Source organism: Pantoea sp. UBA7232 (assembly GCF_002473195.1).
GTDB classification, from domain to species: domain Bacteria; phylum Pseudomonadota; class Gammaproteobacteria; order Enterobacterales; family Enterobacteriaceae; genus Pantoea; species Pantoea eucrina.
Genome location: NZ_DKTK01000016.1, coordinates 1 through 20,910 on the forward strand (window position 1 = coordinate 1; position 20,910 = coordinate 20,910).

17 protein-coding genes are annotated in these 20,910 nt (G+C 61.2%); 14 read left to right on the forward strand and 3 right to left on the reverse strand.

What is annotated here, in order from left to right:
- Positions 1–241: 241 nt before the first annotated feature.
- Positions 242–1,366 (forward strand): GNAT family N-acetyltransferase, encoded by a 1,125-nt coding sequence (locus B4056_RS13545; protein ID WP_094112262.1) that lies wholly within the window; start codon positions 242–244, stop codon positions 1,364–1,366.
- Here the strand turns inward: B4056_RS13545 and B4056_RS13550 are convergent.
- Entirely contained in the window at positions 1,363–3,195 is a 1,833-nt protein-coding gene (locus B4056_RS13550) for an ABC transporter ATP-binding protein (protein WP_094112261.1), read from the reverse strand. The two genes, B4056_RS13545 and B4056_RS13550, sit on opposite strands and share 4 nt — an antisense overlap.
- A gap of 63 nt (positions 3,196–3,258) precedes the next feature.
- Here B4056_RS13550 and B4056_RS13555 point away from each other — a divergent pair, with 63 nt between their 5' ends.
- Positions 3,259–3,759, forward strand: coding sequence for a GNAT family N-acetyltransferase (locus B4056_RS13555; RefSeq protein WP_071669262.1), 501 nt, complete (start codon positions 3,259–3,261; stop codon positions 3,757–3,759).
- A gap of 88 nt (positions 3,760–3,847) precedes the next feature.
- Here the strand turns inward: B4056_RS13555 and B4056_RS13560 are convergent, their stop codons facing one another.
- Positions 3,848–4,762 (reverse strand): sugar ABC transporter substrate-binding protein, encoded by a 915-nt coding sequence (locus tag B4056_RS13560; RefSeq protein WP_094112260.1) that lies wholly within the window; start codon positions 4,760–4,762, stop codon positions 3,848–3,850.
- 420 nt (positions 4,763–5,182) lie between these two features.
- Between B4056_RS13560 and B4056_RS13565 the strand changes: the two genes are divergently transcribed.
- The 8 genes from B4056_RS13565 to B4056_RS13600 all read left to right on the forward strand — a co-directional run bounded on the left by B4056_RS13565 (position 5,183) and on the right by B4056_RS13600 (position 15,738).
- Complete coding sequence (locus B4056_RS13565; RefSeq protein ID WP_094112259.1) at positions 5,183–6,577, forward strand: MFS transporter; 1,395 nt, start codon at positions 5,183–5,185, stop codon at positions 6,575–6,577.
- Positions 6,578–6,723: 146 nt separating this feature from the next.
- Positions 6,724–7,887: an HD-GYP domain-containing protein gene (locus tag B4056_RS13570; protein ID WP_094112258.1), complete on the forward strand. Its 1,164-nt coding sequence runs from the start codon at positions 6,724–6,726 to the stop codon at positions 7,885–7,887.
- Between the two features lie 108 nt (positions 7,888–7,995).
- A complete protein-coding gene (gene kdpF / locus B4056_RS13575; protein WP_071669265.1) occupies positions 7,996–8,085 on the forward strand; it encodes a K(+)-transporting ATPase subunit F in 90 nt (29 codons plus the stop codon).
- Entirely contained in the window at positions 8,085–9,764 is a 1,680-nt protein-coding gene (kdpA, locus tag B4056_RS13580) for a potassium-transporting ATPase subunit KdpA (protein WP_113655573.1), read from the forward strand. Before kdpF ends, kdpA begins: the two co-directional genes overlap by 1 nt.
- Positions 9,765–9,771: 7 nt before the next feature.
- Complete coding sequence (kdpB, locus tag B4056_RS13585; protein ID WP_094112256.1) at positions 9,772–11,820, forward strand: potassium-transporting ATPase subunit KdpB; 2,049 nt, start codon at positions 9,772–9,774, stop codon at positions 11,818–11,820.
- Between the two features lie 11 nt (positions 11,821–11,831).
- The gene (gene kdpC, locus B4056_RS13590) at positions 11,832–12,404 is read left to right on the forward strand and encodes a potassium-transporting ATPase subunit KdpC (protein WP_288655010.1); all 573 of its coding nucleotides are present in this window, start codon (positions 11,832–11,834) and stop codon (positions 12,402–12,404) included.
- 97 nt (positions 12,405–12,501) lie between these two features.
- Complete coding sequence (gene kdpD / locus B4056_RS13595; protein WP_113655571.1) at positions 12,502–15,177, forward strand: two-component system sensor histidine kinase KdpD; 2,676 nt, start codon at positions 12,502–12,504, stop codon at positions 15,175–15,177.
- Positions 15,178–15,231: 54 nt separating this feature from the next.
- A complete protein-coding gene (locus B4056_RS13600) occupies positions 15,232–15,738 on the forward strand; it encodes a TIGR00645 family protein (protein ID WP_039381043.1) in 507 nt (168 codons plus the stop codon).
- Positions 15,739–15,743: 5 nt separating this feature from the next.
- Here B4056_RS13600 and B4056_RS13605 read toward each other — a convergent pair whose 3' ends face one another.
- Positions 15,744–16,676, reverse strand: coding sequence for a LysR family transcriptional regulator (locus B4056_RS13605; protein WP_039381040.1), 933 nt, complete (start codon positions 16,674–16,676; stop codon positions 15,744–15,746).
- A 92-nt stretch (positions 16,677–16,768) separates the two neighbouring features.
- Between B4056_RS13605 and B4056_RS13610 the strand changes: the two genes are divergently transcribed.
- The 4 genes from B4056_RS13610 (at position 16,769) to B4056_RS13625 (ending at position 20,834) form a co-directional block, all read left to right on the forward strand.
- Positions 16,769–17,974, forward strand: coding sequence for an MFS transporter (locus B4056_RS13610; RefSeq protein WP_094112219.1), 1,206 nt, complete (start codon positions 16,769–16,771; stop codon positions 17,972–17,974).
- Positions 17,975–18,028: 54 nt separating this feature from the next.
- Positions 18,029–19,378, forward strand: coding sequence for a cation:proton antiporter (locus B4056_RS13615; RefSeq protein WP_094112218.1), 1,350 nt, complete (start codon positions 18,029–18,031; stop codon positions 19,376–19,378).
- A 25-nt stretch (positions 19,379–19,403) separates the two neighbouring features.
- Positions 19,404–19,745: a hypothetical protein gene (locus tag B4056_RS13620; RefSeq protein ID WP_039381035.1), complete on the forward strand. Its 342-nt coding sequence runs from the start codon at positions 19,404–19,406 to the stop codon at positions 19,743–19,745.
- Positions 19,746–19,937: 192 nt separating this feature from the next.
- Complete coding sequence (locus tag B4056_RS13625) at positions 19,938–20,834, forward strand: alpha/beta hydrolase (RefSeq protein ID WP_039381033.1); 897 nt, start codon at positions 19,938–19,940, stop codon at positions 20,832–20,834.
- The last annotated feature ends 76 nt before the right edge of the window (positions 20,835–20,910 follow it).

A 20,910-nucleotide genomic window follows, 5' to 3' on the forward strand; every position in this document is an offset into this window, starting at 1 on the left:
GCGTTTCGCACGCGGATTAACCCCGGGCGCCATTAATGGCGTCATTATGTTCCGCCCGCGCATTAACCCAGGACGCCATTAATGGCGCCCCTACGGGGGCATCGCAGGGGGTGCATTAATGCGCCCCTGGCCGCAGCTCGCACCGCCCCTGCATTGCATCATGGCGGGAAAGGGCGCCGTGACGTATCGTATACGCATTCATCCGGGCGTCATAAAGGGCGCCCCTGGCCGGGAGAGCTGCATGTCACTGCATTTTCTATCATCACTGACGGAGATCGCGGCTGCTGAATGGGACGCGCTGCTGCCTGACGATCAGCCCTTTTTACGCCACGCCTTTCTGACCACCCTTGAGGAGAGCGGCAGCGTGCGCGCTGAAACGGGCTGGCAGCCGGCACACCTGCTCTGGCGGGAGCAGGGCAAAACCGTCGCTGCGCTACCGGGCTATGTTAAATCCCACTCGCGCGGAGAATATGTCTTCGATCAGGCCTGGGCCGAGGCGTGCCAGCGCGCGGGGATCCGCTACTACCCCAAATGGCTCGGTGCCGTTCCGTTCAGTCCGGTAACGGGGCAGCGTCTGCTGGGCGAAGCGTCCGCCATCACTCAGCTGCTGACCGCGCTGCCGGACGCGCTGCTGGCGCGACAGATAAGCGGGGCGCATATCAACTTCACCACGCCGTCCGCCAATGCCCTGATCGCAGAGCAGTCCGACTGGCTGATGCGCCTCGGCCTGCAGTATCACTGGCACAACCGTCACTACCGCGACTTTGCCGACTTTCTTGATACGCTGATGTCGCGTAAACGCAAGCAGCTGCGCAAAGAGCGGGAGCTGGTGCAGCAGAGCGGCTTTGTCTTTAGCTGGTATCGCGGTGATGAACTGCGGGAGGATCAGTGGGATTTTGTCTACACCTGCTACGTCAGCACCTATGCGGTACGCGGCCAGCGTCCTTACCTGACGCGTGCATTTTTCAGTCTGCTGGCAGAGCGTATGCCGCAGGCGATTCGCGTGGTTATCGCCACGCTGGATGAGCGGCCTGCCGCGATGGCCTTTTACCTGTGCGACAGCACCACGCTTTATGGCCGCTACTGGGGCTGTCTGGCAGAGTTTGACCGCCTGCATTTTGAAACCTGTTTCTATCAGGGCATGGAGTTTGCTATCGCAGAAGGGCTGCAGCGCTTTGATGCGGGAGCGCAGGGTGAGCACAAACTGGTGCGCGGTTTTGAGCCGGTGATAACGCACTCGTGGCACTATCTGGCGCATCCGGGACTGCGCGCGGCGGTGGAGGATTTTCTGCAGCAGGAACGGGCAGGGGTGCACGACTGGGCCGATGAGGCGCGTGCAGCCCTGCCGTTCCGGCGCGGCGATTAATCGGTGCCGACAAAACCGCCGGTCTGATGCTGCCACAGGCGGGCATAGAGACCGTTCTGCGCCAGCAGCTCGTGATGATTGCCCATCTCCACGATCTCCCCCTGCTCCAGCACCACCAGCCGGTCCATCTTCGCAATGGTCGACAGACGATGGGCGATAGCGATCACCGTTTTGCCCTGCATCAGGCTCTCCAGGCTCTCCTGAATGGCCGCTTCCACTTCAGAGTCCAGCGCCGAGGTGGCTTCATCCATAATCAGAACCGGCGCATCTTTGAGCAGCACGCGGGCGATAGCGATACGCTGTCGCTGACCGCCGGAGAGCTTGACGCCGCGCTCACCGACGTGCGCCTCCAGCCCGGTGCGCCCCTGAGAATCAGAGAGCAGCGGAATAAACTCATCGGCACGCGCCTGCGTGATGGCCGCCTGCAGCTCCGCTTCCGTGGCGTCGGGACGACCATAGAGCAGATTGTCGCGGATGGAACGGTGCAGCAGTGAGGTATCCTGCGTGATCATACCAATCTGCCCGCGCAGGCTCGCCTGAGTCACATCCGCAATGTTTTGATCGTCAATCGCAATGCGGCCGCCGTTGAGGTCATACAGGCGCAGCAGCAGATTCACCAGCGTGGATTTACCGGCACCGGAAGGGCCAATCAGGCCGATTTTTTCACCCGGTTTAATCGTCAGATTCAGCCGGTTAATCACCTGACGGTTAGTGCCATAATCAAAGCGCACATCTTCAAAGCGGATCTGACCGCGCGTCACCCGCAGCGGTGGCGCCGCCGGCGCATCCTGGACGCTGAGCGGCTGCGCAATAGTACCCAGCCCATCCTGCACCATGCCGATATTTTCAAAAATACCGTTCACCACCCACATGATCCAGCCTGACATATTCACCAGCCGGATCACCAGCCCGGTCGCCAGCGCAATGGCGCCGACGCTGATCAGCGACTGGCTCCAGAGCCACAGCGCCAGCCCGGAGGTGCTGACAATCAGCAGGCCATTGAGCGCAGAGAGCGTGATGTCCATGCTGGTCACCATGCGGCTGGCGTGGCGGGTTTTGTCGGTCTGGTCCTGAATCGCCTCGCGTGCGTAGCGCTTCTCCAGATCGGTATGCGCAAACAGCTTGATGGTGGCAATGTTGGTGTAACCATCCACAATGGTGCCCATCAGGCGCGATCGCGCCTCTGAAGAGACCACCGACCGCTGCTTCACGCGCGGGACAAAAAAGCGCAGTGACAAGCTGTAAGCGATCAGCCAGATTACCAGCGGGATCATCAGCCGCCAGTCCGCTTCTGCAAACAGCACCAGCGAGGTACCGGCGTAAATCACCACATGCCAGATGGCGTCCACCAGCTGTACCGCTGAATCGCGCAGCGCGTTGCCGGTCTGCATGATGCGCTGGGCGATGCGGCCGGCAAAATCGTTCTGAAAGAAGTTCAGGCTCTGGCGCAGTACATAGTTATGATGCTGCCAGCGGATCATGCTGGTCATGCCGGGGTTGATGCTCTGGTGAACCAGCAGGTCGTGCAGGGCGATCACCACCGGCCGCAGGATCAGCGCCACCGCCGCCATCCAGAGCAGCGTCGGCCAGTGTTCACTGAAGAGCGTCGCCGGCGTGGCATGGCTGACGAGGTCGATAATGCGGCTGAGATAGCTGAACAGCGCCACTTCAATCAGCGCCTGCGCCAGGCCCACTACCAGCAGCGCGGCGAAACCTGGCCATACCTGACGCAGATAGTAGCGATAGAACGCGCCGAGGGTGGCGGGGGGAGAATCCGTTGGTGCATCCTGAAAAATATTGATAAAACGTTCAAAACGGCGAAACAACATAGGGTCACTCTTTCCGGAAGGTCAGAGTTAACAGCTTAGTGCAATCAGATGGAGATCACGGATATGGAGATAAAGATTCGCGGCCGCGAACCGCGCGACGCCGCGGCTTACCAGCGTCTCTACAGTCAGCCAGAGGTATATCGCTGGACCACGCAGCTGCCCTTTCCCAGCGTGGCCACGTGGGAGAAAAAATTTGAGCGCATGGACGCTGAAGGCTATATCGCATTTGTCGCTGAGCTGGAGGGACAGCTGGTAGGCGAACTGACGCTGTTTACCGAACAGCGGCTGCGCACCCGCCACAGCCTGAGCTTTGGCATCAGCGTTGATCCGGCGTTTGCCGGACGCGGCATCGGTGAGCAGCTAATCCGCACCGGGCTCGACTACGCCTTTAACTGGATGGGGATTATCCGCGTGGAGCTGGAAGCGTTTCATGACAACGCGCGCGCGCTGCGCCTCTATACGCGTCTGGGCTTTGAGCATGAGGGCGTAAAGCGCAAAGCGTGCCTGCGCGATGGCGACTATCACGATATTGTGGTGATGGCGAAACTGCGCGACCCTCAGTGACGCTGCGCGCGTCTTCTGAAGCGCACGAAAAGAAGAGCTGACAGCAGAGCCGCCGCACCGTGCGGCTCTGCTGCGTTCTCAGGCGGGGCTACTGGCTCTTTTTAACGTAGTTCTGCATATTCTCTTTGGTGACCAGCTCAAACGGGATCCAGACGTGAGAAGCGACTTTTTCACCGGCAATCAGCTTTTGCGCGACCTCAACGGACGTTTTGCCCTGGCCGATGGCGTCCTGAAATACGGTGACCTGAATTTTATCCTGCGCCAGCGCCTGCAGACCATCCGGCGTGGCGTCAATGCCGCCAATCAGCAGCTTTTTGTTGCTTTTTGCCAGCGCCATGGCTGCGCCAATCGCCATCTCATCGTTGTTCGCCGCGACAATATCAATCGCCTCGCCGTTGCCAAGCCAGTTAAGCATTAAATCCATGCCTTCGTTGCGTGCATAGTTAGCCGGCTGTTTCTGCACCACTTTCATGCCGGGATATTTTGCTACCACCTGCTCCACATCTTTCGTGCGCTGCAGGGCACCGGCATCAGTGAGATTGCCGATCATAATCGCCACATTGCCTTTGTAATCAGCCATTTTAGCCAGCGCTTCCATCTGCAGCGTGCCCGACTCACGCTCATCCGAGCCCACGAACACCACTCCTGGCGGCAGCGTTTTATCGCCCGGCGTACGGTTCACATACACCAGCGGAATTTTTGCCTGCTGTGCCAGACGGGTCAGCTGCGGCGTGCTGGCCGAGTCCACCGGATCGACAATGATGGCATCCACGCCCGCGCCGATAAAACTCTGTACCTGATCGGTCTGACGGCCGACATCGCCGCGTGCATCTTCAAACTGCACCGCCAGCCCGCGCGCTTTCGCCTCTTTATCGATCGACTGGCGGATGATGGTTAAAAAGTTCTGATCAAAGTAGGCCATCGACACGCCGATTTTATCCGCCAGCGACGACGCAGAAGCCGAAAGCAATCCCACCAGCAGCACCGCTTTTACTGTTTTCATTGCGTACTCCAGAGCATGAGAGAAGAGAGGGTGGAACAAATGTTTCAGTAAAATTAAAAATGACCTTTTGCAACCATTTGAGACTACGATCGGCGCGCAAGCCTGACAATCTGCCGGTGCGCGTTTTGCTGCCGGGAGCACAGATCGGCTCCCACATAGCCAGCGCCAGCCGCCTTTTCTTTCGCCTGGCGCACACTCTGCGGCGGTCACCGGAGAAAGATCGGCAATCTGTGCGGCACAGCACGCGGCATTGTGCCAAACGCTGAAAGCGGGACCGTTTTTAACCTGTCGATCCCTGCAACCGCACAATGACCGCGCACCAGCCCGCTTTCTATAGTTGCTGAACAGTAAAGATTGCGCGGTATTGCTGATCCCTGTCGCATCGCGACAGGACGCTTCCCCTTTCAAGGAACTGAGCCTATGTTGCAACGTCAAATCCGCAGTGAAACCAGCCGTGTGCGCCTCTGGATCCTGTGCCTGATCCTGTTTCTGTCGGTGGTGGCCTATGCTGACCGTTCGATCCTGTCGATCTCCGGTTCCGCGATCAAAGAGGAGTTTGGTCTTTCGGCGATCCAGCTTGGCCTGATCCTCTCTGCCTTCAGCTGGGCTTACGTGATTGGTCAGATCCCCGGTGGCCTGCTGCTTGACCGCTTCGGCACCAAAAAAGTCTACGGCGCGACGCTGGTGCTCTGGTCAGTCTCCACGCTGCTGATGGGCTTTGTCGGTGAGTTCTCCGCCGGCGTAACCATGACGCTGACGCTGATGTTCGCGCTGCGTTTTGCGCTGGGGCTGATAGAAGCGCCGAGCTTTCCCGCCAACGCCCGCGCGGTCATTATGTGGTTTCCCGGAGCCGAACGCGGCCGCGCCTCATCGCTGTTTGCCTCGGCGCAATATTTTGCCGTCGCCATTTTTTCGCCCATCTCAGGCTGGCTGGTCATGCGGTTTGGCTGGGAGTGGCCGTTCTTTGTACTGGGCACCATCGGCATTCTGGCCGTGTTTGGCTGGATGGCGTGGATGCACACGCCGCGTCAGCATCCGCGCGTGACAAAAAGCGAGCTGGACTACATTAAGCAGGGCGGTGCGCTGGTGGATATTGATGCCGCAGAGACGCTGAAAGCCCGTCCTCCGGTCGATAAACGCATGTTTAAACTGCTGCTCAGCAGCCGCATGCTGTGGTGCGCCTATCTGGGGCAGTACTGCACGATTGCACTCAGCTACTTCTTCATTACCTGGTTCCCTATCTATCTGGTTCAGGCGCGCGGCATGAATATCATGGATGCCGGTTTTGCCACCATTGCGCCGGCGCTGTTTGGATTTCTCGGCGGCATCAGCGGCGGTTTCCTCTCTGACAGGCTGCTGGCGCGCGGCTGGAGCCTCTCCTGGGCGCGCAAGGGGCCGTTTATCGCCGGTATGGTGATGGCGGCTTCGCTGACGCTGGCTGCGGTGATCCCGACCAACGCCGGTATTATCGCTATCATGTCTTTCGCGTTCTTCGGCAAGGGCGTGGCGGCGGGCGCGGGCACCTGGACCATTGTCAGCGATACCGCGCCAAAAGAGGCGGTAGGGCTGGCGGGTGCCATCTTCAACGGTATCGGCAATATGGCTGGCTTCATCACGCCGCTACTGTTTGGCATTATTGTCGGCCTGACCGGCAGCTACAGCGTTGGCCTGCTGTTTGTTGGCGCGCACTGTATTATCGCGGCCCTGCTGTTTCTGCTGGTGATGGGACCGATTCAGCGCGCAGAGAGCCAGACGCCTGCGGGTCAGACGCGCACGCCGCGCCGTGAGCAGGGCGAAGGCGCTCTGAGCCGGTAGTCTGTTCACCGCCACCGGTAAAGGGCACCCGCGGGAAAATGTGCGCTTTACCGGCGGGCTCACAGCCGCACAAAACGCCTCTGAAGATTTTTTGATCAGCTGCCGATACCCCTCCTTACCATCCACAGCGAGTCAGGAGAGTACGTGTGATAAAGCTGATTTCCGTGGACGAACTGCAAGAGGGCATGTTTATCCACAAACTTGAGGTCTGGTGGCTGAAAGATCGGCGCATTCGCAACCTTATGCTGATCACTGACCGCCGCCAGATCGCCATGATCCGCAGTGAAGGGATCCGCCAGGTCTGGATCGATCTCGATAAGTCGGTGCCGATCCCGCACAGCCAGCCCGTCAGAGCGCCGGTTGCGGAAAGTGCCTTTTTCCGCGAGCTGGATCAGGCGCAGCAGATTTTCGCCCAGGGCAAGCCGCGCGTGCTGGCGATGTTTAATGAGGCCCGTATGGGGCAGCGCCTCGATCTCAGCTTCACGCTCAATCTGGTTGATCAGATAGCGGGATCGATTGCGCGTGAGCCTTCAGCGCTGCTCAGCGTGGCGCGCCTGAAAAATCACGATGACTACACTTATCTGCACTCCATGGCGGTATGCGGGCTGATGATCTCGCTCGGTAAGAAGCTGGGGCTGGAGGCCGATCGGCTGCGTCGCGCAGGCATGGCTGGGCTGCTGCACGATGTCGGCAAAGCGGCCGTGCCGCTGGCGATCCTCAATAAGCCCGGCAAGCTGAGCGACGATGAGTTCGCAGTCATGCGTGAACACCCGATTGTTGGCGCGCAGATGCTGATGGAGGCGGACGCCGGCTACGATCTGCTGGATGTGGCGCTGCATCATCACGAAAAATTTGACGGCAGCGGCTACCCGCACGGCCTGCGCGGCGAGGAGATCACGCTCTATGCCCGCATGGCCTCCGTCTGTGATGTCTATGACGCGCTCACCTCGCATCGTCCCTACCGTAAAGGCTGGACGCCTGCAGAAGCGATGCACAATATGCTGAGCTGGCGCGGCCATTTCGATCCCGCGCTGCTGCACAGTTTTGTTCGGTCGATTGGCATCTATCCGGTCGGATCGCTGGTACGTCTGGCGTCGGGACGGGTCGCGCTGGTGGTGCAGGCGGGTGAAAAATCGCTGCTGAAGCCTAAACTGCACGTCTTCTGGTCGCTGCATGCCCGGCGCGAAGTGAAACCGGAAATTGTCGATTTAGGCGACAGTTTCTGTACCGACAGCATTACCGGTGCTGAAGAGGGGTCGCTGTGGCAGAACATCGACCTTAACCGCGTCTGGGCGCTGGAAAGCGCTTAATTTTACGCCATATTTATACTTTCTTTACGCCCGTCCTCCGCCTTTTTATCCCTTCTTTATGCCGCGCCGCGCATGCTTGTCGCACTACTGACTACTCCGGAGGTTGCTGTGAGCGTGGGCGTAATAGCGGGCATTGTGCTGCTGATTTTGTTGCTGGGCTATCTGGTTTATGCCCTGCTTAATGCGGAGGCATTCTGATGGCGGCGAATGCATTCTTACTGATCGCGCTGTTTCTGCTGGTGCTGATGGCGCTGGCGCAGCCGCTGGGTCGGTTTCTGGCGCAGCTGGTGGCGGATAAACCGCTGCTGCCGCGCACCGAGCACCTGCTGTGGCAGCTGACGGGCAGCGGCACAGCGGCGATGCGCTGGCAGCACTATCTGCTGGCGCTGCTGCTGTTTAACGCCGTGGGCTTCGTGGTGCTGCTGGCGATACTGATGCTGCAGGGGGCGCTGCCGCTTAATCCGCAGCAGATGCCGGGCCTGAGCTGGGATCTGGCGTTTAACACTGCGGTAAGCTTTGTCACCAATACCAACTGGCAGGCGTATGGCGGTGAGAGCAGCCTGAGCTACTTCAGCCAGATGGCGGGGCTGACGGTACAAAACTTTCTCTCTGCGGCAACCGGTATCGCCGTAGCGTTTGCCCTGATGCGCGGGTTTGCTAACCGCTCGCTGGCGACGCTCGGCAACGCCTGGCGTGACCTGACGCGCATCACGCTCTACGTCTTGCTGCCGCTCAGCCTGGTGATTGCGCTGTTTTATGTCAGCCAGGGCACTATCCAGAGCTTTGCGGCGTATCACACCCTCACCACGCTGGAGGGCGCACAGCAGACGCTGCCGCTCGGTCCGGTAGCCTCACAGGAAGCCATCAAGATGCTCGGCACCAACGGCGGTGGGTTCTTTAACGCGAACTCTGCCCACCCGTTTGAGAATCCGACCGCCCTGACCAACTTTGTTCAGATGCTGAGCATTTTCCTGATCCCGGCGTCGCTCTGCTTTACGTTCGGGCAGCACCTGAACGATCGCCGGCAGGGCCATATGCTGCTGTGGAGCATGAGTATTCTGTTTGTCCTCGCGGCCTCGGCGGTGATGTGGGCAGAGGTACGGGGCAACCCGCATTTCCTGGCGCTGGGCGCTGACAGCGCGCTCAACATGGAGGGCAAGGAGACGCGCTTCGGCATACTCAACTCGGGCCTGTTCGCGGTAATTACCACGGCAGCCTCCTGCGGCGCGGTTAATGCAATGCATGACTCCTTTACCGCGCTGGGCGGCATGGTGCCGATGTGGCTGATGCAGCTGGGCGAAGTGGTATTCGGCGGCGTGGGCGCAGGGCTGTACGGCATGCTGCTGTTCGTTCTGCTGGCGGTGTTTATCGCCGGGCTGATGATCGGGCGCACGCCGGAGTATCGCGGTAAAAAAATCGACGTGTGGGAGATGAAAATGACCGCGCTGGCGATTCTGGTCACGCCCGCGCTGGTGCTGCTGGGTACCGCACTGGCGCTGATGACCGATGCCGGTCGCGCGGCGATGGCCAACCCCGGCATTCACGGATTCAGCGAAATACTCTATGCGGTCTCATCTGCGGCAAATAACAACGGCAGCGCTTTTGCCGGACTCAGCGCCAACACGCCGTTCTGGAACCTGCTGCTCGGCGTCTGCATGCTGGCTGGCCGCTTCGGCATCATTATTCCGGTTATGGCGATTGCCGGATCGCTGGCGGCGAAAAACGTTCAGCCCGCGGGTAACGGTACGCTGCCGACGCACGGTCCGCTGTTTATCGGCCTGCTTACAGGCACCGTGCTGCTGGTGGGTGCGCTGACCTTTATTCCCGCGCTGGCGCTTGGGCCGGTCGCGGAACATCTGCAACTGATTCAGGAATAACGCAATCATGAGTCGTCAACAACTGGCGCTGTTTGATGCGCAGCTGACCCGTACCGCGCTGCTGGATGCGGTTAAAAAACTCGATCCGCGCGTGCAGTTTCGCAACCCGGTGATGTTTCTGGTATGGCTGGGCAGCGTGCTGACGTCGCTGCTGGCCGGCGGCATGCTGGCGGGCTGGCTGAGCGGCAGCGCCGGCTTTACCGGCGCCATTGCCTTCTGGCTCTGGATAACCGTGCTGTTCGCCAGCTTTGCAGAAGCGCTGGCGGAAGGGCGCAGCAAGGCGCAGGCCAACAGCCTGAAAGGCATTAAGAAAACCAGCGAGGCGAAGAAGCTTGCGGCAGCGCACTATGGTGCTGCATGGCAGCCAGTCTCTGCGGATACGCTGCGCAAAGGTGACGTGGTCCTGGTTGAGGCGGGCGATGTGATCCCGTGCGACGGCGATGTACTGGAGGGCGGCGCGTCGGTAGATGAGAGCGCCATTACCGGCGAATCGGCGCCGGTGATACGCGAGTCCGGCGGTGATTTTGCTTCCGTTACCGGCGGCACGCGCATTCTGTCTGACTGGCTGGTGATCCGGTGCAGCGTCAATCCGGGCGAAACCTTTCTCGATCGAATGATCGCCATGGTGGAGGGCGCAAAACGTCGTAAAACCCCGAATGAGGTCGCGCTGACCATTCTGCTGGTTTCACTGACCATCGTATTTCTGCTGGCGACCGCCACGCTGTGGCCATTTTCCGCGTACGGCGGTACACCGGTCAGCGTCACGGTACTGGTGGCGCTGCTGGTCTGTCTTATTCCCACCACGATTGGTGGCCTGCTGTCGGCCATTGGCGTGGCGGGCATGAGCCGCATGCTGGGGGCAAACGTGATCGCCACCAGCGGACGCGCGGTGGAGGCGGCAGGGGACGTTGACGTGCTGCTGCTGGATAAAACCGGCACCATCACGCTCGGTAATCGCCAGGCGACGCAGTTTCTGCCCGCGCCAGGCGTCAGCGAAGAGCAGCTGGCGGATGCGGCACAGCTCGCCTCACTGGCAGATGAAACGCCGGAAGGACGCAGTATTGTGGTGCTGGCGAAGCAGCGGTTTAACCTGCGCGAACGCGATCTCAGCGCAATGGGCGCCAGCTTTATCCCTTTTTCCGCTCAGACCCGCATGAGCGGCGTGAACGTGCAGGAGCGGCTGATCCGTAAAGGCGCCGTGGACGCCGTGCGCCGCTATATCGACGCCGGCAATGGACGCTTTCCGGCGGAGGTCAACGCCCGGGTTGAGGAGGTCGCGCGCGCGGGCGGCACGCCGCTGGTGGTAGCCGAAGGCGCGCAGGTTCTGGGCGTGGTGGCGTTGAAAGACATTGTCAAAGGCGGCATCAAAGAGCGTTTTGCTGAACTGCGCCGGATGGGCATTAAAACCGTGATGATCACCGGCGACAACCCGCTGACCGCAGCGGCTATCGCCGCAGAGGCGGGCGTGGATGACTTTCTGTCAGAAGCGACGCCGGAGGCTAAACTGGCACTGATCCGTCAGTATCAGTCAGAAGGACGGCTGGTCGCGATGACCGGCGACGGCACCAACGATGCGCCTGCGCTGGCGCAGGCGGATGTCGCGGTGGCGATGAACTCCGGCACCCAGGCGGCGAAAGAGGCGGGGAACATGGTCGATCTCGACTCGAATCCGACCAAGCTGCTGGAGGTGGTGCATATCGGTAAGCAGATGCTGATGACGCGGGGGTCGCTGACCACCTTTAGCATCGCCAACGACGTGGCGAAATATTTTGCCATCATTCCGGCGGCGTTTGCCGTGACCTACCCGCAGCTCAGCATGCTCAATATCATGGCGCTGCACTCTCCCGCCTCCGCGATCCTGTCGGCGGTGATCTTCAACGCACTGGTGATTGTGTTTCTTATTCCGCTGGCGCTGAAAGGGGTGAGTTACCGGCCGGTGAGCGCGGCAGCGCTGCTGCGACGCAATCTGTGGATTTACGGTGCGGGCGGGCTGGTGGTGCCTTTTATCGGTATTAAAGCGATTGACCTGCTGCTCACGCTGTCAGGCCTGGTGTAAGGAGAAGAGAGATGAGTCAGTTACGTCCGGCTGTTGTATTGTTTATGGTGCTGATGCTGTTTACCGGTGTTCTCTATCCGCTGCTGACCACCGGGCTGGCACAGTGGTGGTTTCCGCAGCAGGCGAGCGGTTCGCTGCTGAGGCAGGCGGGCAGCGTGCGCGGCTCAGCGCTGATTGGGCAGCAGTTCACTCAGCCCGGCTATTTCCAGGGTCGGCCATCGACCACGGCGGAGCGGCCTTATAACGCGCAGGCTTCCGGTGGCAGCAACCTGGCCGGGAGTAACCCGGCGCTGGACAGCGCCGTAGCCGCGCGCGTGGCCGCGCTGCGGGCGGCGAATCCGCAGGCGCCGTCAGCGGTGCCGGTGGAGCTGGTCACCGCTTCAGGCAGCGGCCTGGATCCGGATATCTCTCCTGAAGCCGCGCTGTGGCAGGCGCCGCGCATTGCGGCAGCGCGCAATATGACGCTGAAAGACGTTGAGGCGCTGATTGCGCGTAACACCGGGCGTCCGCTGCTGCCGTTTATCGGCGAAGAGACGGTGAACGTGCTGCGGCTCAATATGGCGCTGGATAATTTGCAGGGATGAGGCACATTCGGTGCGCATAAATGCGCACCCTGCAACGCAGGGTCGCCATGTATGGCGACCCTTTCACTGATCGTACGGAATTCACTATTTGAACGACATGAATGATGAACTGCCTCGTCCGGACCCCGATGCGCTGCTGCTCAGCCATAGCGACAGCCATCGCGGCAAGCTGAAAATCTATTTTGGCGCCTGTGCCGGCGTGGGCAAAACCTTTGCGATGCTGCAGGAGGCGCAGCGGCTGCGCGCGCAGGGGCTGGATGTGCTGGCCGGTATCGTGGAAACCCACAATCGCGCAGAAACGGCCGCGCTGCTGAATGGCCTGACGCTGCTGCCGCGTCGCACCACCGGTCGCTCGCACCACACGGAGTTCGATCTGGATGCGGCGCTGGCGCGTCATCCGGCGGTGATCCTGATGGATGAGCTGGCGCATACCAACGTTCAGGGCGCGCGCCATCCCAAACGCTGGCAGGATATTGACGAGCTGCTTGATGCCGGCATCGATGTCATCACCACGGTAAACGTGCAGCACCTCGAAAGCCTCAATGACGTAGTAGCCGGTATCACCGGAATTCAGGTGCGCGAAACCGTGCCCGATCCCTTTTTTGACAGCGCGGATGAGGTAGTGCTGGTGGACCTGCCGCCGGACGATCTGCGTCAGCGGCTGAAAGAGGGCAAAGTCTACGTCGGCGACCGGGCCGAGCGCGCGATTGAAAACTTTTTCCGCAAAGGCAATCTGTTTGCGCTGCGTGAACTGGCGCTGCGTCGCACCGCCGATCGCGTGGACGATCAGATGCGCGCCTGGCGTGACCAGCAGGGACGCGATCGGGTCTGGCATACGCGGGATGCAATTCTGCTCTGTATTGGTGATGATACCGGCAGCGAAAAGCTGGTGCGAACCGCCGCACGTCTGGCCGCGCGGCTCGGCAGCGTCTGGCACGCCGTTTATGTGGAAACCCCGCGCCTGCATCGCCTGCCGGAGGCGCAGCGGCGCGCGATCCTGCGTACGCTACAGCTGGCGCAGGAGCTGGGCGCGGAAACGGCCACGCTCGCCGATCCCGATGAGGTGCGCGCGGTGCTGCGCTACGCGCGGGAGCATAATCTGGGCAAAATTGTCGCCGGACGCCAGCCGCACCGGCGCTTCCGCCGCGACAGCTTCGCCCAGCGTCTCGGCGAGCTGGGGCCGGATCTCGATCTGCTGGTCGTGGCGCTGGATGAGCCGCTGCGCCCGGCGCTGCATGCGACCAGCAGCAAACCGGTCAGCAGCGATAAGTGGCGGCTGCGGCTGCGCGGCTGCATCATGGCGCTGCTGCTCTGCCTCGCGGTGACGTTTATCGGACGCGGCCTGCTTGCAGAGTTCGACAGCGCCAACGCCGTCATGATCTATCTGCTGTCGGTCGTGCTGGTGGCACTGCGCTACGGGCGCTGGCCCTCGGTGTTTGCCACCGTGATCAATATCGTCGCGTTTGATCTGATGTTTGTCGCGCCCACCGGCACCGTCGCCGTCTCTGACCTGCAGTATCTGGTTACCTTTGGCGTGATGCTGGCGGTCGGCGTGATCGTCGGGAATCTCACCGCCGGGGTGCGCTACCAGGCCAGGGTGGCGCGCTATCGCGAGCAGCGCGCCCGCTACCTCTATGAAATGGCGAAATCGCTCGGCAGCGCGCTGACGCCGCAGGATATTGCCGCTACCGCACAGCGAGTGATTGAGGTGACGCTGCAGGCGCGCAGTCAGCTGCTGCTGCCCGATGAGCAGGGGGAGCTGCAGGCAACCGGACCGGACTTACGCGGCACGCCGCCCGATGCCGGAATCGCAAAATGGAGCTACAGCAAAGGTCAGCCTGCCGGCGCCGGTACCGATACGCTGCCGGCCGTGCCCTACCAGATTGTTCCGCTGAAGAGCGGCCAGCAGTGCCGGGGTCTGCTGGTGGTTGAGCCGGAGAACCTGCGCCAGCTGATGATCCCGGAGCAGCAGCGGCTGGTGGAGACGTTTACCGTGCTGATCGCCAACGCGCTGGAGCGCATGGCGCTGACGCAGAGCGAAGCGGCTTCGCGCCTCGCAGCAGAGCGCGAGCAGCTGCGCAATGCGCTGCTATCGGCTCTGTCACACGATTTACGCACGCCGCTGACGGTGCTGTTTGGTCAGGCAGAGATGCTGATGCTCGATCTGGCGCATGCGCAGTCGCCGTTTGTCGCGCAGGCCGGCCAGATCCGTGAACAGACGCTGAGCACGATTCGTCTGGTCAGCAATATGCTGGATATGGCGCGCATTCAGTCCGGCGGCCTGCAGCTGCGCGAAGAGTGGGTGGCGCTGGATGAGGTGATCGATGGCGCGCTGCGCAGCATGGGGCCGATGCTTAAAGGTCACGCGTTTGAGCTGGCGCTGCCGTCCGAGCTGGTACTGATTAAAGGCGACAGCGCGATGCTGGAGCGGGTATTTTCCAATCTGATTGAGAACAGCCTGAAGTATGCCGGTAACGCGGCGCAGCACGGTATTCGCGCCTGGCGCGACGGCAGCAGGCTGGAGATTGGCGTCTGGGACAGCGGGCCGGGCATCGCGGGCGACAGCCTGACGCAGATTTTTGAAAAGTTTGCCCGGGGTGATAAAGAGTCTGCCGTACCGGGGGTCGGACTGGGGCTGGCGATCAGCAAGACCATCACTGAAGCGCATCGCGGACGCATCTGGGCGGAAAACCGTGCCAGCGGCGGCGCTGAGTTTCGTCTGTCGCTCCCGCTCCCGGCGCCGCCGGAAATTTCCGAGGCCGCACTTAAATAACTTCACACAAGTTCGGGTATACTCGGCAGCTTCGCTGCTAACTTATGGAAACTTATGGAACGTTTTACCGAAAACCTGATGTATTCATCCCGCTGGCTGCTGGCACCGGTTTACATTGGACTTTCGCTGGGCCTGCTGGCGCTGACCGTTAAATTTTTTCAGGAAATTTTCCATCTGCTGCCGAACATCCTCAGCATTGCGGAAAACGATCTGATCCTGCTGCTGCTGTCGCTGGTTGACATGACACTGGTCGGAGGGCTGCTGGTGATGGTGATGCTCTCCGGCTATGAAAACTTTGTCTCGAAGCTCGATATCGCCGAACACAAAGAGAAGCTGAGCTGGCTGGGCAAGATGGACTCCGGCTCGCTTAAAAATAAAGTCGCCGCCTCCATTGTGGCGATCTCCTCTATCCATCTGCTGCGTATCTTTATGGATGCGCGCAACGTCGCCAACGACAAGCTGATGTGGTACGTGATCATCCATCTGACCTTTGTGCTCTCCGCGTTTGTTATGGGCTGGCTGGATAACATGTCAAAAATGGAGAAAAAGCACGCTGGCTGATCTGCTCAGCGTGCCGGGGGGCGGGTGCCGAGCAGCTGCGGCATGACCGTTTTAATCAGCGTAAAAAAATGGCGCAGCCTTGCCGGATAGTAGCTGGCCCACGGGTAGGTCAGCCAGACCGGCAGCGGCGGCGCCTGCCACGCCGGCAGCAGCTGCACCAGCGCGCCGCTCTCCAGATCGTCCTGTACCACCCACGATGAAACCAGCGCCACGCCCATTCCGGCCAGCGCGGCCTTGCGCACCGCATAAAGGCTGTCGCTGGCGAGCCGCGGCGCGATCGCCAGGTTCACCATTGCGCTATCGCTGACGCGCTGCAGCGCAATCTCATTGCGATAAAAGCTGGTCAGCGCCAGCCACGGCAGCTGTGTCAGTTCTTCTGCCTGCGTCACGGGCGGATGGGCGGCCAGCAGCGCCGGCGCTGCCACTACAATACGCGGCACTTCCGCCAGCAGCACGGCCACTATGCCCGGATCGTCCGGCGCACCGACCTGAATCGCACAGTCCACGTTTTCACTGATAAAGTCCGGCGTGCGATCGTTAAGCATCCACTCTACATTCAGACGCGGATAGCGCTCCAGCCAGGCGACCAGCGGCGTAATCAGCTGATCCTGCCCGAAAGCGTGTGGTGCGCGCACCCGCAGCGTGCCCGCCGGTTCGTCATGCGAGCCGGTCAGTTCATCCTCCAGCGCATACCACGTTGCCAGCAGCTGGCGCGCCTGCGTATAGCAGCGCTCCCCGTCATCGGTCAGCTTGAGCGCATGGGTGGTGCGCAGTATCAGCTTCAGGCCGAGATAGTGCTCCAGCGCCTGCAGCCGGCGGCTGACGGTGGGCTGGGTGGTATTAAGCTGTCGCGCGGCGGCGGAGAGGGAGCCACTCTCAACGATACGGATAAAGGTCTGCATCAGGGCAATACGATCGGTGCTGGTCAGGTTATTCATACGTGCCACGTATAACGGTTGTGTCCTGCCACACTCTACCGCGTATGGCTGCCGCGCGCTTTAATAGGCGCAACTTTTCAGGAGAGCCACCTATGTCTGTTTTATCGTCATCTGCCCGTCGCGCAGAAACGCTTCCCGCTCCGCTGCTGTTTACGCTTGCCGCCGGTGCCGGCCTGAGCGTCGCCTCTATCTACTACAGTCAGCCCATGCTGGACATCATCAGTAAAACGTTTAATACCGGCATCAGCAGCACCGGTATGGTGCCGATGCTGACGCAGGCGGGCTATGCGCTGGGGATCCTGCTGCTGGCCCCGCTGGGCGATCGCCATGACCGGCGGACCATTATTCTGATTAAGGGGCTTCTGCTGGTGGCGTCGCTGCTGCTGTGTGGCTTTGCTGGCGGAATCGGCGCGCTGCTGATCGCCAGCTTTGTCACCGGGCTGACCGCTACCGTCGCGCAGGATATTGTGCCCGCCTCTGCCGCGCTGGCACCGGAGCATCGCCGGGGCAAGACGGTTGGCGTGGTAATGACCGGGCTGCTGGCGGGCATTCTGCTGTCGCGCGTGATCAGCGGCCTGGTGGCGGAGTATGCCGGCTGGCGCACGCTCTATTTTATCGCTGCGGGTGCCATGCTGCTGATGACGCTGGCGCTCTGGCGCGTGCTGCCGCGCTTCACACCCGGTACCGCCGTCAGCTATCCGCGCCTGCTGCTGTCGCTGGCGCAGCTGTGGCGTCAGCATCAGACGCTGCGCCGCGCCGCGCTGGCACAGGGGCTGCTATCGGTGGGATTCAGCGCCTTCTGGTCAACGCTGGCGCTGATGCTGAGCGAGCGCTTTCATTTCGACAGTGCCATCGCGGGTGCGTTTGGCCTGGCGGGCGCGGCAGGGGCGCTGGCTGCTCCGCTGGCCGGCAGCGTAGCCGATCGCATCGGTCCGGCGCGGGTGACGCAGTATGGCTCTGCGCTGGTGATGGTGTCGTTCGCGCTGATGTTCCTGCTGCCGCTGCTGCCGCTGCCGGCGCAGCCGGGCGTGATTATCCTGAGTGCGGTGGGATTTGATCTGGGGGTGCAGGCGACGCTGGTGGCGCACCAGGCGCTGGTCTACAGCCTGGCACCTGAGGCGCGCAGCCGCCTGAATGCCCTGATGTTTACCGTGGTGTTTGTCGGCATGGCCGCCGGCGCGGTCCTCGGCAGCCTGGCGCTGGCGCATTTTGGCTGGAACGGCGTGGTCACGCTGGCAACGACGGCGGCGCTGCTGGCGCTGCTGGTACGCCTGGGCAGTGCGCATCTCAGACACTAATTTCCAATCCTGTGCCAGGCTTAAGGGAGTTATGTTTTTGAAAAGCGGAGCGTTATGAATTTCCTTGCCTGGACCGCCGTTGTCGGCGGTCTGTTACTGATCATGTCACTGGCCTCCGGCTGGATCCACCGCGGGCCGGTGACCTCATTTGGCCTCTATCTTATCGCCGGGGTTATCTGCGGTCCCTGGGTGCTGGACCTGCTGCGTATCGATATTGTTGGTCACTCTGAGCTGGTGGCGCATATCACCGAAATCACCATGGCCGCGTCGCTGTTTATCACCGGTCTGAAGCTGCGCCTGCCGCTGAAAGCGCACGCCTGGCGGGTCGGACTGCGGCTGGCGTTTCCGGCGATGCTGCTGACGGTAGGCGGTATGGCGTGCCTGGTGCACTGGATCACCGGCTTTAACTGGCCGCTGTCGCTGGCGTTTGGCGCCATTGTTGCGCCAACCGATCCGGTGCTGGCCAGCCTGATTTCAGTCAACGATGCGCGCGATGATGATGCGCTGCGCGTTGCGCTCTCCAGCGAGGCGGGAATGAACGATGGCTCGGCGCTGCCGCTGCTGATCCTGGCGCTGCTGCTGATGCGCCCGGAAGGCTTTGATCTCGCCAGCCTGGGGGAGTGGGCGACGCTGGATGTGCTCTGGTCTATTGGCGGGGGTATTGCAATTGGCTATCTGCTGGGGCGCGTTATCGGCCAGCTCGCGGCGCGGCTGCGCAGCGCGCACGACGATGTGGCGCCAAACGATTTTCTCGCGCTGGCGCTTATTGCGTTCAGCTATGCCGCCTCGCAGGCGCTGGATGCCTCCGGCTTCCTGGCAACCTTTGCTGCAGGCGTCGGCCTGCGGCGCGCTGAACTGCGCGTCACGCGCTGTTTTCCGCTGGAAGATCTGCCGGAGGAGAAGCAGCATCTGCCGGCTGAAGTCATGGTGAATCCTAATCAGCGCGTGCGGCAGAGCGGCGGCGGCATGGTTAAGTCCGTGGGTCTGGTCATTGGCGATGCGCTCTCATTTGGCGATACGGTAGAGCGCCTGCTGGCTGCCGCGCTGATGGTGGTGCTGGGCATTACGCTGGCGCACCACTGGAATCCGATGGGCATCGGCCTGGCGCTGCTGCTGTTTGTCGTGGTGCGACCGCTGGCGGTCTGGCTCACCACCTGGCGCTGCGAAATGCCGCGCGCGCGCCGGCTGCTGATTGGCTGGCTCGGCATTCGCGGGATCGGCAGTATCAACTATATCGCTTTTGCCTGGGTGCACGGCCTGCAGGGCGCTGAAGCGCAGCAGATGGTGGATATGGCCCTGACCATTGTAGTATGCAGCGTGGTGCTGCACGGTATCACGGTGACACCGCTTTTAAACTGGCGTGCTGCCCGCCAGGCGGCACGCACGCAACAGGATGAAACCTGAGTTTCCGGAAACAACAGGAGCCTTTATGAAACGCTTATTGATTGCCCTGACGGGCTTAACCCTTTCCGCCAGCGCGCTGGCGGCAGATGCGGATGCGCAGGAAAATGTCTACGCCGGCCAGCTCTGCCATCTGGTCAGCAGCGAACAGAAAACCGGTGACATGGAGAGCTATACCGCCAAGCTGAAGGCGCAAATGGCCGCCAGCCAGTCACCTTCTGCCATGAACAAGACTGAATTTGATGAAGAGATCGCGCAGGAAGTGATCAACGGCTGGCTGGAACTCGGCGAAGAGGAGCGCGGTAAGCTGCGCCACGATCAGCAGCAGTGCGAGCAGACCGTCATGACGCAGTTTCAGCAGCAGGATTAAGCCGCCGCTTTGCGGTATGTGCCACCGCGGCAGCAGCGGCAGCCATCACGTTATACGCGCCTTTTATGGCGCGTTTTTTTATGGCTTTTTGGTGCGGAATGCGTACATTATCGCCGGATAGAAATCAGACTTTCGTCACACCAATAATCTGACCCGTGGCCGGGTGTTTCCTGAGAGTGGCTGGCACGCAACATGATGACACGTCGTCGTTTTTTACAGGCGAGCGGGGCAACCGTTCTCGCGATGACCACCGGCAAGCTGTTTGCCCGTGATGACATCATTCCGCTCTGGCCGGATGAGCCGCCGGGTGGAGGCGGTCCGTCCGGCCTGTTAAGGGTCAATACTAAAGGCTCATGGACCAATATCGTTTCACCCGCTATCCAGCGCTTTCGTCCGGAAAACCCCAACGGCGAGGCGGTACTGATTGCCGCGGGCGGTGGCTATCGCTTCATCGGCATGGGCCGGGAGGCGTGGCCGGTGGCGCGCTGGCTGAATGCCAATGGATATACCGCCTATGTGCTGAGCTATCGCCTGCCCGGTGAAAAGTGGCAGGCGGGCAATCTGGCACCGCTGCAGGATGCACAGCGCGCCATTCGCATGGTGCGCGCGATGGAGTCGAAAGTGCACCTGCTCGGCTTTTCGGCCGGCGGCCATCTGCTGGGCATGGCCGCCGCGCGACCTGACTTTCGCACTTATCCGCAGCAGGACGCGCTGGATGAGATCGTGCCTTCAGCCAGCAGCGTGGGGCTTATCTACCCGGTGATCACGCTGGAAGCGCCGTTTCAGCATACGCAGACCCGCCTGATGATGGTGGGGGCGCACGCCACCGCGACCCAGGCGGCGAACTGGTCCGTGCAAAACTATGTTACCCGCGCCTATCCGCCGACGTTTCTCGCCCAGGCAGAGGACGATCGCACCTCTAATCCTTACAACACCGAACTGATGCGCGACGTCTGCCGGCGCATGCGCGTACCGGTTGAGCTGATTGAGCTCAGCAGCGGCGGGCACGGATTTGGCCTGGGTAAAGCGGGCACGCCTGCTGCGCTCTGGGACCAGGCGTATGTGCGCTGGCTCGATAAACTGAGCTGATCGCTGCGGCGCACCTGCCGCACACCCTACCAGGCGGGAATGCTGTTGCACTGCCACACTCAGTAACCGTTGACAT